This is a genomic window from Erythrobacter litoralis (assembly GCF_029760855.1).
Classification (GTDB): Bacteria; Pseudomonadota; Alphaproteobacteria; order Sphingomonadales; family Sphingomonadaceae; genus Qipengyuania; species Qipengyuania litoralis_A.
Genome location: NZ_SOSI01000002.1, coordinates 98,548 through 112,795, shown reverse-complemented (window position 1 = coordinate 112,795; position 14,248 = coordinate 98,548). Strand labels below are relative to the sequence as shown.

12 protein-coding genes are annotated in these 14,248 nt (G+C 56.9%); 4 read left to right on the top strand and 8 right to left on the bottom strand.

The genetic code is table 11. The features are described from left to right. Positions 1–276, top strand: a complete 276-nt coding sequence (locus tag E3U23_RS03450) for a DUF1467 family protein (protein WP_279349808.1) — start codon at positions 1–3, stop codon at positions 274–276. A 6-nt stretch (positions 277–282) separates the two neighbouring features. On the opposite strand, the gene E3U23_RS03445 is transcribed toward E3U23_RS03450, so the two are convergent. Next, positions 283–2,829, bottom strand: a complete 2,547-nt coding sequence (locus E3U23_RS03445; RefSeq protein WP_279349807.1) for an ATPase — start codon at positions 2,827–2,829, stop codon at positions 283–285. 188 nt (positions 2,830–3,017) lie between these two features. On the opposite strand from E3U23_RS03445, the gene E3U23_RS03440 reads away from it, so the two are divergent. Beyond that, complete coding sequence (locus E3U23_RS03440; RefSeq protein ID WP_279349806.1) at positions 3,018–4,109, top strand: hypothetical protein; 1,092 nt, start codon at positions 3,018–3,020, stop codon at positions 4,107–4,109. A gap of 87 nt (positions 4,110–4,196) precedes the next feature. Then, positions 4,197–5,549 carry a sensor histidine kinase gene (locus tag E3U23_RS03435; protein WP_279349805.1) on the top strand — a complete coding sequence of 451 codons (1,353 nt, stop codon included), beginning with the start codon at positions 4,197–4,199 and terminating at the stop codon, positions 5,547–5,549. Positions 5,550–5,597: 48 nt separating this feature from the next. Here E3U23_RS03435 and E3U23_RS03430 read toward each other — a convergent pair whose 3' ends face one another. Further along, on the bottom strand, positions 5,598–6,884 hold the full coding sequence (locus E3U23_RS03430) for a citrate synthase (RefSeq protein WP_279349804.1): 1,287 nt from the start codon (positions 6,882–6,884) through the stop codon (positions 5,598–5,600). Between the two features lie 21 nt (positions 6,885–6,905). Next, positions 6,906–8,354 carry a glutamate--tRNA ligase gene (gene gltX / locus E3U23_RS03425; RefSeq protein WP_279349803.1) on the bottom strand — a complete coding sequence of 483 codons (1,449 nt, stop codon included), beginning with the start codon at positions 8,352–8,354 and terminating at the stop codon, positions 6,906–6,908. 120 nt (positions 8,355–8,474) lie between these two features. On the opposite strand from gltX, the gene E3U23_RS03420 reads away from it, so the two are divergent. Further along, positions 8,475–10,574: a ComEC/Rec2 family competence protein gene (locus E3U23_RS03420; protein ID WP_279349802.1), complete on the top strand. Its 2,100-nt coding sequence runs from the start codon at positions 8,475–8,477 to the stop codon at positions 10,572–10,574. On the opposite strand, the gene lexA is transcribed toward E3U23_RS03420, so the two are convergent. From lexA to E3U23_RS03395, 5 genes are all read right to left on the bottom strand, one after another. Then, positions 10,568–11,269 (bottom strand): transcriptional repressor LexA, encoded by a 702-nt coding sequence (gene lexA / locus E3U23_RS03415; RefSeq protein ID WP_279349801.1) that lies wholly within the window; start codon positions 11,267–11,269, stop codon positions 10,568–10,570. The genes E3U23_RS03420 and lexA overlap by 7 nt on opposite strands. 101 nt (positions 11,270–11,370) lie before the next feature. Beyond that, entirely contained in the window at positions 11,371–11,853 is a 483-nt protein-coding gene (gene moaC, locus E3U23_RS03410; RefSeq protein WP_279349800.1) for a cyclic pyranopterin monophosphate synthase MoaC, read from the bottom strand. Beyond that, positions 11,850–12,641, bottom strand: coding sequence for an indole-3-glycerol phosphate synthase TrpC (trpC, locus tag E3U23_RS03405; protein WP_279349799.1), 792 nt, complete (start codon positions 12,639–12,641; stop codon positions 11,850–11,852). The genes moaC and trpC overlap by 4 nt, the downstream gene beginning before the upstream one ends. Next, positions 12,638–13,630 (bottom strand): anthranilate phosphoribosyltransferase, encoded by a 993-nt coding sequence (trpD, locus tag E3U23_RS03400; protein ID WP_279349798.1) that lies wholly within the window; start codon positions 13,628–13,630, stop codon positions 12,638–12,640. The genes trpC and trpD overlap by 4 nt, the downstream gene beginning before the upstream one ends. Further along, positions 13,627–14,232, bottom strand: coding sequence for an anthranilate synthase component II (locus tag E3U23_RS03395; protein WP_279349797.1), 606 nt, complete (start codon positions 14,230–14,232; stop codon positions 13,627–13,629). The genes trpD and E3U23_RS03395 overlap by 4 nt, the downstream gene beginning before the upstream one ends. Positions 14,233–14,248 lie beyond the last annotated feature (16 nt).

Genomic DNA, 14,248 nt, shown 5'->3' with positions numbered 1-14,248 from the left:
ATGCAGTGGACGTCGATCGTCGCGATTTATGCCCTGTTCTGGGTGGTGAGCGCGTTCGTTATCCTGCCATTCGGGGTAAAAACGCATGACGAGGCGGGTGTCGAAAAAGTCGCTGGTCAGGCGGATAGTGCGCCCGTTAATTTTCGTCCAAGTCTAGTGGCCAAACGCGCAAGCGTCCTCGCCGCTGTCCTGACGTTCCTCTACGTTCTGAATTACGCCTATGGCTGGATCGTGGCTGAAGATCTCATCCTTTGGGGGCCAGGCATGAAAAGCTGATCAAGCCTATTGCCGCAAACGTTCCAGCGCCTGCGCAAGAATAACATACAGCTTGCCCATGTCGCTCGAGAGCATGGTGACGCTCAAAGCATTGCCGTCACGCGTCGAGAGAAGGGTCCGCAGCATCGATTCGAAATCGTGGATGTAACGATTGACGTGCTCGCGGAAATCCGCGTCGTCATTGTAGATCGCCGCAATCTCGCGCGCTTCGCTGTTCTCGATCAGGCGAACTGCGCGGCGGGTGAAGATGCCGCGATCGCCCTTGAGGTAGCTCGTCCATGCGGTGTCCGAAACGTCGGTCGAGAGGGCTTTGGCGACGTCGATTGAACTCGAATTCAGGCTTTCCGTGATCAAGGCGACGCGGCGGGAGAAGTCATTGTCAATCCGTTCCTGCGCTTCGGTTCGCGCACGGGCCACGCGGGTCTCCAGATTATCCGTCAGCTCGTCTATTTTCGACAGCTGATCTCGCAATTGCTCGGCAGCATCCTGCGCGGCGGAACTGGATCGTTCGCGAGCAAGATCGAGAGAATTGAGCGCACCGTCGAGATGCTCGGTAACAGCGCTATCAATCGCGGCAGCACTATTGCGGCCAATCCGATCCGCAATTTCTTGAATTCGAGCATCGTGCTCATCGCTGAATGAAGCCAAAGCGTCCCGCGCGGCCTTCTCCACGATTTCGAACGATGCGCGAAGATCGTTTTGGGTTTTTTCCGCTACTTCGTTGTTTTCATTCGCTAAGTCGCGGACAGCCTCGCGAAGTCGATCTATTTCAGCGATTTGTATTTCCGTACCGTGTCCGAATTCGGACTGGAATTTGCTTATGAAACCGATGACACCCTGAGTACGTCCGTCGATCGAAGATAAACGCTCGTGTAGAGCCTCCCCGGATTGTTGAGCGTCTTGAATGACGGAGCGAACTTGCTTCGAACGTTCTTCGATTGTTCGCAGATGATCTTCCGAAGAGGAGAGGGCCGACGGCAATTCATCGCGGCTTTGCCGTGCACTTGCCTGCAAGAGTTCGAGGAGCCGAACGCCTGCGTCGGTCAAAGCGGCGATCGCCATGTCGGTCCCGTCTAGCGCTTCCCGGCTTCCATCGAGCGTCGCTCTTAATTCGGTAATGGCAGCCATAAGCGTACCTTGCGTCTCGCGCGTTTGTTCGGAAACCGCTCCCAAAGTTGCACTCGCCTTATCGATACGGTCGGCGACTCCCTCCGCCTCACGCGCGAGGTCTTCCAGTCTATCACGATGGAGTACCCGTCGCTGTTCAAGACCCTCATCGATCCCGGCAATTTTGGTCTTGGCCTCGTCGATTGCTTCGTTCAGCGCAGAATGAAGCTTCGAAGTCTCCTTACCTATTCCCGTCAGCAGCGCGCGGTGCCGGTCCTCGACTTCCTCGATATGACCAAGCCAGGCGTTGCGAGCAGCCTGATTCTGCTCTGACAGCATACGCTCAAGGGCGTCGGCGTCTTGCCGCACATCGGCCAATCGCGACTTGAAAATTTCCAGGGATACTTCGCCGCTTTTGCGCGATCCCTCATGAACCTCATCCAATAGGTTTCGCATTGCTTCGGCGCGCGAGCGTAATGCTTCAAGATTTGCGGCTTCTCTCTCACCGAGTGCTGCGGAAAAGGTATCGGTTTCTTCCCTTAGCGCCACAAAACGCGCGGATACCGTTCCTTCGATTTCACCTGCCCGCAGTTCCAACGCTTCCAGAGTTTCGTTCACCTGCTCACGCAGGGATATGACTTGCCGCTCGCTAGCCGTCCCGAACTCGTTGAGGCGTTCGAAGCCGTTAATCAGATGTTCCAATTGATCCGACGCGATACGCCCGGCATTCCCGATCTGGTTGGAAACGTCGCGCGAAGAGTTTGCAATGACCGGGAGCTGGTCGCGCAACTTCTCCATGTTCGTCAGAGCGTTTTCGCTGACACTTTCAATCGCCTCGAACTGCCCGCCGTTTTCACGAAGCAGAGTTTCAAGAGTTTCCGCGTGTCGTGTAATGCCCTCGGCCGCTGCTCGTCCGAAGTAACTCAGTTCCCTGGACTGAGCGGAGAGAAACTCTCGAGCGAGACTGAGTTCGCGGTTCACCGTCGCCAGTCGCGCTTCAAGGATGGCAGATTCATTCGAGAGCGCAGCGGCGATATTCGCGAACCGCTTGGCTTCTCGTGTCGAAGTACGAAGGATTAGCAAGCAGATTGCGATCACTAGAAGAACGGGAACGGCCCATGTCGCGATCCAGTCTACCCATTGCGCGATTGGTGCTCCGCCCAATATTTCCGAACGGTTGCTCCAGAAGAACAAACCTGTCCACGCTGTGACCGCTATAAGTGCGAGTATCGATACGGCCGTGCCGGTCGATGTTCCGCCGGCTTCCTCTACATCTTCATACGAGGAGGCTGTCCAAACGTCAGACGCGGTGGGGTCATCGACCTCAGCGGCGTGTTCTTCAACGGGGTCGGCTTCGGGAGGAGGGGGGCCTTGTCGCTGAGACGCTGCTTCTTCGACGGCTCTGATATGCGAACGCTTGTCCATGGCGATCAGATCTACGCGCATTCCCTTTCGCCTAAAAGAGATTTTAACGGGTTATGCAGAGCGCTTTGCATGCTCCGTCCATGGCGTTTAGGCATGAATGCATGTCGGTAGGAATGCGTACAGCGATTATCTCTTTCCAAGATCGCGAGCCTGGATCACCCACGCTGGCCCGATATCTCGGAAGGACGGTTCTCGAGCATCAATGTGACATGGCGATAGCGCTGCAATGCCAAAGAATAGTGTGTTTCGCGAGTGGATCTCACGGGACCCTCCAAAAGCTGGCCGATCGGCTCCACGCCTCACAAGTTGATTTTGTCGTCGCCCTTTCCACGCCCGATCTTGTCTCGAAACTGCCGATCGATGGTGAGCTGTTGCTGTTCGAAGAGGCGGTCTTTCCTGAAGAGAGGCTTCTGGAGGAGTTGTCTCATTCGCCCTTCGTTGCGGCGGTTAATTCCGAAGTTGGCGTTCCGATCGGCTATGAGAGGATAGATCCGCAATGGGCGTGGGCCGGTGTGCTAATGGCACCAAGTGCGATCGCTCGGTCCTTTGTAAATCTGCCGAGCGATGTTGCGCCTGTGCCGACTTTATTGCGTTTGGCATTGCAAAACAGGGTGCCGATCAAGCCAATTGATAGCGCCCTAATCGACTGTGGATATTGGATGCGGGAGAGCACTGCCGTCGATCTTCGAGACAAAGAAAAACGATGGCTCACCTCGCAAGCGCGGGAAACAGACATTTGGGCCCCATGCTTGTTCATGGCCGAAAGAGTTGGACTGCGACTGGCTCGCGACGTGATTAGCACGCGCTACGAACGTGGTCCGACGCTCGTTTGTGCGATACTTCTCGTTCTAGCATGCGCGCTTGGTTCTATCGGATGGTTTGCCACCGCTTTCGCGACAATCGCGTTAGCGTTCATTTCAGGGCGCTGCGGGGAGACGATTGCTCACCTCACCAATCAGGACGATCGCGGGTTCCGGTTCCTGTCTTCCGCAGCTGAAATTGTGATTTGCGGTCTGATCTTCTTGTCGGCGCCGATGATATATGGCTTCACCCGCGTATTCGTATCGCTCATGCTGTTTGCGGTTTTGATTTTAGCGAAGGCGAAGGCCCAAACGCCTATATCATCTCTCGCCCGCGATACTGCGTTATTGGCGATTACTCTATCTTTGGGCCAACTCGCCGGTTCGAGCTTCGTTGTGGCCGCCATTCTATGCGGTATAGTAACCGCAAACCTGATTTGGATCGAGTATCGTGGATCACACGCAAACCATCACTCTGAAAGAAATGACGCTACGAGGTAACGAGTTTAAAACGGTAGCTTCGAGTTTCATTAACCAAATTATGAGCTAACCAAGACGTGTAGCAAGGTTTAATTTGGCGCACTCGATATGACCAATTCTGAAGATGAAAGACCGGTCTGTGGTGTGACGGACGCCGATGATCGTCTGGTAGCGGCGGATGCTCGGCTCGCCATGTTGCAAGCGACCTGTGGCGGAAAAATTGGATCAATCGTTGCAGTGCCTATGCTTCTCGAACTGGTCGAAAAAGCGCGTTCAGAAGCGAAGACTGTTTCCGAAGAATTCCAAGCTTACGATGGCCTGCAAACGATAAAGGCAAGAGCTGAGATCGTACCAAAATATTCAGGCACGAAAATCTCAATCATCGAATGGAGTGCCGAGCCAATCGGAAGAGGAAGTAATATTCTCTCTCGTGAGATTGACCGTAATCTCGCCGAATGTGCGATGCGGGTAGATCTCGAACATCGTATCGTTTCGATCGAGACTGAATCAGACGACCTTGCGCAGTTCCATAAGCGCGGAACTGCCGCTATGGGGCAAGATTGGCGTACCATTCTCGATTTTTCTATCGAGATCTCGGGCAACTTGGACTGGCGGCAGTTAGATGGCAAAGTTGCCCGCATAGCTGGCTCGCGAAGAAGTTGGACGGTCCACATTGAAAGATTGGACGAGGGCGAAGAACAGGCAGGTTTCGTCGTTTACCTCACTGCAAATGAGGCTTTGTCCAGCGACCTCGCGACCGCTCCCGGAAATCATGCGTATTCGCCTTCTCTTGGCCGTGATCTCACCCCCGCACTTCGTCAACCTGTCGATCGGATAATCAGCCACGCGGAGACCATTCGCTCGAAGCTCGCTGGTCCTCTTTCGGACAATTACAGTGAGTACGCGAAGGACATTGCGGATGCAGGGCAGCATCTGCTTGGTCTGATCGACGACTTATCGGATTTGGAAGCGGTTGAAGCGGAAAACTTTACGACGGCTCCCGACCGCATCGATCTTGCAGAGGTCGCCCAGCGCGCTTGTGGCATTCTTGGTGCACGAGCGAAGGAAAAGCAGATCACCCTTGTCCCTCCCGTGGAAGGGGAAAGCCAGATGGCAATCGCCGAATTTCGCCGGGTTCTTCAAATCCTTCTTAACCTCGTCGGGAACGCCATCCGCTATTCACCGCAAAACAGTCAGGTTTGGGTTAGAACGGATGCCGGGGAGGGGTACGCTTCGGTCACCGTCGCCGATCAGGGGCACGGTCTGGATGAGGAGCAGCAAAAGAAGGTTTTCGAAAAGTTCGAGCGGCTTGGTCGTAGCGGAGATAGCGGTTCTGGGCTTGGGCTGTATATTTCGCGCCGTATCGCGTGTGCCATGAATGGCGATCTCATCGTCGAGAGTGCGCCGGGGCAGGGGGCCCGCTTCACTTTAAAAGTGCCGGATGCGGCGTTGTACACCTAAGAAAAAGGGCGCCGGAGCGCCCTAGTTCTCTTCAATCCCGAACCCAGCTTATCGCTTTTCGACCGGCACGTAGTCGCGCTGCGTCGGGCCGGTATAAAGCTGGCGCGGACGGCCGATAACCTGGCCGGGATCGGAAATCATCTCGTTCCACTGTGCGACCCAACCCACGGTTCGGGCAAGGGCAAAGAGAGCCGTGAACATTGTAGTCGGGAAGCCAATCGCCGAAAGGATGATTCCCGAATAGAAATCGACATTCGGGAACAGCTTCTTTTCGGCGAAATAGTCGTCGTTCAGAGCGATTTCCTCAAACTGCAGCGCAGTTTCAAAAACCGGATCCTTTACGTTCAAGGCTTCGAACACCTCGCGAACGGTCTTCTGCATGACCGTCGCGCGCGGATCGTAGTTCTTGTACACGCGGTGGCCGAAACCCATGAGGCGGAACGGATCGCTCTTGTCCTTTGCGCGCTCAATGTAATGCGGGATACGATCGGGCGTGCCGATCTCCTTCAGCATGTTCAGCGCGGCCTCGTTTGCCCCGCCATGTGCCGGGCCCCAGAGGCACGCGATGCCGGCTGAAATGCAGGCGAACGGGTTGGCGCCAGAGGACCCCGCAAGGCGAACGGTGCTGGTCGAAGCGTTCTGTTCGTGATCGGCGTGAAGGATGAAGATCCGGTCCATCGCCTTTTCGACGGCGGGAATTACCTCATATTCCTCCGCCGGAACGCCAAAAGTCATACGCAGGAAATTGCCCGTGTAGCTCAGGGAGTTATCTGGGTAGAGGAAGGGTTGACCAACCGAATATTTATACGCCATCGCCGCGATCGTTGGCATTTTGGCGATCAACCGGTGGCTGCTGATCTTTCGATGCTCTGGGTCGGCAATGTCGGTGCTGTCATGGTAGAAGGCCGAAAGCGCGCCGACCACGCCGCACATAATTGCCATCGGGTGCGCATCGCGGCGGAAGCCTTGGTAGAACTGCCGCATCTGATCGTGCAGCATGGTATGCCGCGTGATTGTGTTGTCGAAATCGTCCAGTTCATCAGCACTCGGCAGTTCGCCGTTCAGCATCAGGTAGGCGACTTCCATGAAACTCGATTGTTCGGCGAGTTGGCCGATCGGATAGCCGCGATGGAGCAATACGCCTTCTTCACCGTCGATGAATGTGAGCGCGCTTTCACAGCTCGCGGTCGATTTGTAGCCCGGATCGTAGGTGAACTTGCCGGTCGATCCATAGAGCTTGCGGATGTCAACGACGTCCGGTCCGCAGCTGCCTTCCAATACGGGAAAGTCCTGCGAGGTATCGCCGAAATCGAGAGTTGCCTGTTTATCGGCCACGGTTGTCTCCTTACTTTGAACCTACCGGTTTTTCGGAACGGTCTGCTCATCGATACGCGCGAGCGACTCTTCCTTTCCGAGAAGCACCAGAACATCGAAAATGCCGGGCGACATCGTAGATCCGGTCAAAGCCGCGCGCATCGGCTGCGCCAGCTTGCCGAGCCCTATGTCGAGCTTTTCGGCATACGATTTTGTAGTGGCTTCCAGCGCGTCGGATGTCCAGTCATTTTGCAGGTGCAGCATTTTCGACAGACCCGACAGCCTTTCACGCGCTTCCTCGTCCAGGAGCGCTGCGGCTTTATCGGTCATTTCTAAAGGTCGTGTAGCAAAAAGGAACCGAGCGCTTTCCGCCAATTCGTTTACGGTTTTCGCGCGGGGCGTGAGAACCGGCATGGCGCGTTCCAGCAGATCCGTTTCTGCGCCTTGCCCGATTTTCTTGGCGACAATTTCAGCCAAATGGGTCGTATCGGCATCTCGGATATAATGCGCATTCAGATTCAAAAGCTTTTTGATGTCGAAACGCGATGGGCTTTTTCCTACGCCGTCGAGATCGAACAGTGCGATCGCGTCTTCACGAGTTATCTCTTCCCTATCGCCGTGACCCCATCCGAGGCGAAGGAGGTAATTGAATAAAGCTTCGGGAAGGATCCCTTCATCATCACGGTAAGCTTCCACGCCTACCGCGCCGTGCCGCTTGGAAAGCTTCGCTCCGTCCGAGCCATGGATCAGCGGGACATGGGCGTAGACCGGATCGGGCCAACCGCCTTCGATCCGATCCATGGCCCGAATGATCGGCAATTGCCGAAATGCATTGTTGAGGTGATCGTCACCCCGGATAATGTGAGTGACACCCATATCGTGATCGTCGACTACCACCGCCAGCATATAGGTCGGCGTCCCGTCTGCGCGTAGCAGGATATAGTCGTCGATCTCGCTGTTGTTCACCGTAACTCGGCCCTGCACGGCGTCCTCGATGACGGTTTCGCCCTCGATCGGTACCTTTAGCCTGATCGTAAAGGCCGTATCCGAAGGCATTTCAGCCGATTCTCGATCGCGCCAGCGGCGATCATAGCGCATTGGCTGCTTCGCGGCGCGCTGCTCTGCACGCATCTGCTCGAGTTCCTCAGAGGTCGCGAAACATTTATAGGCATGACCGGCCTCAAGCAGCGCGTAGGCGACTTCTGCGTGCCGTTCAGCGCGATCCGACTGGAAAACGGGAGGGGCGTCATAGTCGAGCCCGAGCCAGTCTAGACCTTCGAGAATTTTGTCGATTGCGTCCTGGGTCGATCTTTGGCGGTCGGTATCCTCGATCCGCAACAAAGCTTTGCCTCCATGATGACGGGCAAACAGCCAATTGAAGAGAGCAGTGCGCGCTCCGCCGATATGTAGAAAGCCGGTTGGGGAGGGTGCGAAACGTGTGACGACTTCGCGATCAGAGCTTTCGCCGGCATTCACACTTTTACTAGCCATTTCTCGTACTGCCCTTCCATGTCGGTATCGTCCGCATCTGATCCACCCACCATTCCCGGCGTTTCGATGTCGGGGCGGGATGATGCTGCAGTGCGGCGCATTTGGCCCATGCGCACGGTCTTGTCCAGATTGGCGGACCGGATCGAAGGGTTCCTGTCGCTATCCGGTTTCGACCGGGGACCTTGGCTGGCTGTCGCATTCGCGGCCGGTATCGGCGCATGGTTCATCCTGCCGCTACAATGGCAGTGGGTGGCATTTAACGGCGTTGTGGCGAGCCTGGCTGCACTTTCTTATACCATTTGGCGTGGTAGATCCGACAGGACTCTTATCCTGCTGTCGATCGTTACTATCACGGTAGCAATTGCGGCAGGATTGGCGACGGTCTGGACCCGGTCGGCGATCGCTGATGCCGAGCCTATCGAACACCCCGGCTTCTTACGCATGGAAGCCACTATCCTCGAGCTTATCGAACAGCCGGCGGAAGAACGCGTGCGGATTGTCGTTGCCGCACGTCAACCGGACACCGGCAAACCGATCAAGGTTCGCATCAATATTCCCGAGGATCGAGTGGTCGCAGGAATGGTCGAAGGAGCCCGGGTGCGCTTAGGTGCGCGTCTCATGCCGCCGTCCCCGCCATTGCTTCCCGGCGCATACGATTTTGCGCGTGCCGCCTGGTTCGAAGGTTACGCCGCGACAGGGAGCCTCGCAGGAGAGGTCCAGATCGTAGGCGCGGCCCCTACAAAACGGAATCATATTGCAAGCATACAGCGTAGCTTGGCCGCCCACGTTCGCGAACGGCTCGACGGTTCCGCCGGAAGTATCGCGGCCGCTTTCGCCAGTGGTGACCGCGGTTCCATCTCGACTGCCGATGAGGAGGCGATGCGTGATGCCGGATTGACGCATCTGTTATCGATCAGTGGACTTCATGTAAGTGCCGTAATCGCCGCGATCTACTTTCTGACAATCCGTGTCCTCGCGCTTTTTCCAGCTTTGGCTTTGCGTGTTCGTTTGCCCCTTATTGCTGCTGCCTTGGGCGCCGCAGCGGGCATTAGTTACACCCTTCTAACTGGTGCGCAGGTTCCGACCGTTAGAAGCTGCGCCGGGGCGATCCTCGTACTGGGCGCCCTCGTTCTTGGGAGAGAGCCGCTTTCACTGCGAATGGTAGCCATAGCGGCCATCTTTGTTCTCCTGCTATGGCCGGAGTCGCTCGTCGGGCCGAGCTTTCAAATGAGTTTTGCGGCGGTCTTAGCGATCGTGGCGCTGCATAGCAGTGAGCCGGTTCGGAAATTCCTAGCGCCGCGCGAATGCAGTTCAGTGGAGCGGCTCGCTCGTAAAACCGCAATGCTATTTGCGACAGGCGTTGTGATCGAGCTCGCACTCATGCCGATCGTTCTGTTCCATTTCCACCGCGCCGGGCTTTACGGGGCGTTCGCCAACGTCCTCGCTATACCGCTTGTCACCTTCGTCAGCATGCCCTTGATAGCGCTTGCTTTGTTTCTCGACCTGTTCGGTCTTGGCGCGCCCGTCTGGTTCTTTGCAGGACTTTCGCTGGACGCGATGCTGGCACTTGCGCACTTTACGGCGACGCGGCCTGATGCGGTCAAACTCATACCGCAGATCGGCCTGTTTACTGTCATGCTTTTCGTATCCGGTGCGCTGTGGTTGGCCCTATGGCGCGGCAAGGTTCGGCTCTACGGACTGCTGCCGGCCAGCTTCGCGGCAGGACTTGTGGCTTTCACTCCGACACCGGATATCCTCATTACTCGCGATGGCCGCGATGTCGGATTGGTCGACGACAGCGGCAAGCTTTTCGTGCTGCGAGATAGCGAAGGTAGCTATGCGCGAGACATTCTCGTCGAACTTTCCGGGTCTGAGGCATCACCGATGCTATTGGACAATTGGCCGGGAGCGCGATGTAGCCGAGACTTCTGCAGTTTGACGATCTTACGCGCAGATCGGCCATGGCATATTTTGGTTGCGCGAAATCGTCAGCGGCTCGACGAACGTCAACTTTCGGCAGCATGCGAAAGGGCGCATATCGTCATCGCGGATCGTTGGTTACCGCGCAGCTGCCGCCCACTATGGTTGAAAGCCGATGGACGCTTTCTGAAAGATAATGGCGGAACTGCGATTTATCTCGGGGAAGAGCATATAGTCACGAGCGAGCCACCCGTAAGCGATCACGGTTGGAAGCAATCTGCCGGATCACGCTATCAATGATAGCGCCGCAGTAGTCCCGCAAGCTTGCCCTGCACCTGAACGCGAGAAGGAGCATATACCTGCGCTTCGTAGGTAGCGTTGGCCGGATCGAGACGAACCATGCCGCTTTCTTTCCGCAGATATTTGAGCGTCGCTTCCTCGCCGTCTACGAGAGCAACGACGATCTCGCCGTCGCGCGCCGTTTCGGTCCGCTTCACCAAGGCGAAGTCGCCGTCAAAGATGCCCGCCTCGATCATCGAGTCCCCTGATACTTCCAGGGCATAGTGATCGCCGGGGCCGAGCAAAGCGGCCGGCACCGGCATCGAACTTTGTCCCTCGATGGCCTCGATCGGCGCGCCTGCCGCGATCCGGCCGTGCAAAGGAATTTCAATTACGTCGTTCGCAGGTTCGGCAGGAACGCGTTTGACCGCGTGGCTGGAAACGATGGTGTCGTTCGCAGCAGTCTTGCCAGAATTGGCAGACCCTTTCGCCGTGACCGCATCTTCAGGCAGTTTCACCACTTCGAGCGCACGTGCGCGGTTCGGCAATCGCCGGATAAACCCTCGCTCTTCGAGAGCCGAGATAAGGCGATGCACCCCCGACTTGCTTTTCAGATCGAGCGCCGCCTTCATTTCCTCGAATGACGGCGATATTCCGGTGACTTCCAGACGCTGCTGAATGAAGCGAATGAGTTCGTGTTGTTTCGCGGTCAACATGATGTGGGCACTCCGAAAAGCGTTCTCTGAGGAACGAATACGGAACAATTAGGCAACCAACAAAAATAAGTCAACCGTGCGCAAATCACGCTGAAGACCAATCAAGCCCCTGCCAGATCTCGCCGCCAAACGCCGGATTTCCCGCCCCGTTTTTCGACCAATTGGATGTCTCCGATAGTCATTGCCTTATCCAAGGCTTTCGCCATGTCATACAAGGTAAGAAGGGCGACACTGACTGCCGTCAACGCCTCCATTTCCACGCCCGTCTTACCGGTAAGGGAAGCGGTGCCGGTAACGGCCACGCCTTCATCCTCGAAAGCGAATTCGAGCTCGATCGCATCCAATCCCAGCGGGTGGCAAAGAGGGATGAGGTCGCTGGTCCGTTTGCCGGCCATAATCCCGGCAATGCGCGCCGTAGCTATCGCGTCGCCCTTTGGTCCGGACCCTTCCCGAATTGCGGTCAGGGCATCATCGGACATCGAAATACGGCCACGCGCAATTGCGACGCGTTCCGTCAGGGCTTTTGCGCCGACATCGACCATGCGGGCAGCGCCCTCGTCATCCAGATGAGTAAGGCGGGTCATGCCGTGCCCGTGAGTAGGTGTCGGGTCGCAGCTTCGATATCCTGCTGCCGCATAAGGCTTTCCCCGACTAGGAAACAGCGGACGCCAGACCGTGCAAGTCTCTCGCAGTCGTTGTGGGTCGCAATACCGCTTTCGCCCACAATCAAGACGTCCTCCGGCATAGATGCGGCCAGCCTTTCGGTCGTAGCGAGATCGGTCTGAAAGGTACGCAGATCGCGGTTGTTGACGCCGATTAGCCGGGAGCGAAGATCGAGCGCCCGTTCCAGCTCTCTCTCGTCATGGACCTCGACAAGCACATCCATGCCCCGTTCGATCGCAGCCGCTTCGATTTCCCGCATCAGGGCATCTTCGAGAGCGGCGACGATAATCAGGATGGCATCCGCACCTAAAGCGCGCGCTTCGGCGACCTGCCATGGATCGATCATGAAGTCCTTCCGCAGGGCGGGCAAATCGGACGCTTCTCGAGCTTGAACGAGGTAAGAATCCTCGCCTTGAAAATATTCATGATCGGTCAGGACCGACAGACACGTTGCCCCGCCGGCTGCGTAATCGCGAGCATGCTCGGCAGGATGAAAGTCATCGCGGATCAGTCCTTTAGACGGCGATGCTTTCTTAACCTCCGCAATCAGTCCGAAGCCCGCTCGCGATGCGGAACGCAACGCTTGCTCGAACCCACGTGGGGCGGAGACATCGGCCGCTTTCCTGTCGAGTTCGGATACGGAAACCTCGACCTTGCGAGCGGCAACGAGTTTCTTTTTGGTCGCGCAAATCTCTTCCAGCTTGTTCATTGCGCCATTCCGATCCAGCGCGACAACAGGGAATTGGCAGCGCCGGAGTCCAGCGTTTCAGCGGCAATCGACACGCCCTCGTCCCACCCTTCCGTACGGCCAGCGACTATCAAAGTGGCCGCTGCGTTAAAGAGTACGGCATCCCTGTACGCTCCCCTGCCGCCAGCGAGTAATTCCTTGAGCGCTTGCGCGTTGTGTTGAGCGTCGCCGCCCCGGATGGCTTCGATCGGGGCATGCTGGATACCCGCCATCTGGCCATCGACCCGCCGCATCTCGAAATCCTGCCCAACGACGTCGGCCAACTCGTTACCACCCGCAAGGCTTAACTCGTCGAGGCCTTCGTCGCCGGAGACGATGAAGGTTCGCGTCGTTCCAAGCTTCGCTTTGGCTTCGGCATAGATCGGCACATACGCCGGCCGGGCGATCCCTATCAGCTGCCGTTCGACCCCGGCAGGGTTCGACAAGGGGCCCATAAGATTGAAGATCGTGCGGACGCCGAGCCTTTGCCGGATGGGCTGTATCCTGCCCATCGCGGGATGATGGTTCTTGGCGAAGAGGAAGCAGATGCCGAGTTCGGCCAGCGTCTTTTCGGCCGTTCTGCCTGCGGCCTCCATGTCCAGCCCCAAAGCTTCGAGCGTATCGGCCGCGCCAGACTTGCTGCTGGCTGCACGGTTGCCGTGCTTCGCGACAGGGGTTCCGCTTGCCGCGACGACCAAGCTTACCGCAGTGGATACGTTGAGGGTGTGATGCCCGTCGCCGCCGGTCCCGCAGCAATCGACCGCGCCTTCCGGAGACACCACCGGCACCATGCGCTGTCTCAAAGCCCGTGCCGCTCCTGCGATTTCCTCGGCGGTTTCACTGCGGCGGCTCATAAGAACGAGAAAATCGGCGATTTCTCCATCTTCGACGTCGCCGTCCAGAATGGCCCCGAAGGTTTTTTCCGCCTCGTTCTCGCTTAGATGGGTGGTAGCATCTGGGAGCCTGTTCATGCAGCGGCCTTCCGAAAATTCCCACAAAGACGAAGGAAATTTGCAAGCAAGGCATGGCCATGTTTGGTGGCGATGCTCTCTGGATGAAACTGCACGCCATGAATGGGAAGGTTGCGATGCCGGAATCCCATGACGCAGGTTCCGTCGAGGTTCGGCGTCGTGCTCGTTGCATTGACGACGAGAGAGTCAGGAATGTCTTCCACGACGAGCGAGTGATAGCGCGTCGCTTCGTAGGGGGAGGGGAGACCTTCGAAAACGCCGGTTCCATCATGTTCGATCAGGCTGGTCTTGCCATGCATGAGACCGCCCCGCACCACGCGACCGCCAAAGTACTGACCAATGGCCTGGTGACCGAGACATACGCCCAATAGCGGGAAGTTCGTGTCGGCACAGGCTGCCACGGCATCGAGGCTCACCCCGGCTTCGGTCGGAGTACAGGGGCCGGGAGAAATAAGACAGCCGGCATATGCTCCACCAATAATTTCGGCAGGCTCGATGTCGTCGTTCCGGCGAACAGCGACGTCCACATCCAACTCCATGAGATAATGCACGAGGTTGAACGTGAAGCTGTCGTAATTATCGATGACGAGAATGGGTTTCATTGCATTATGCTTTTGC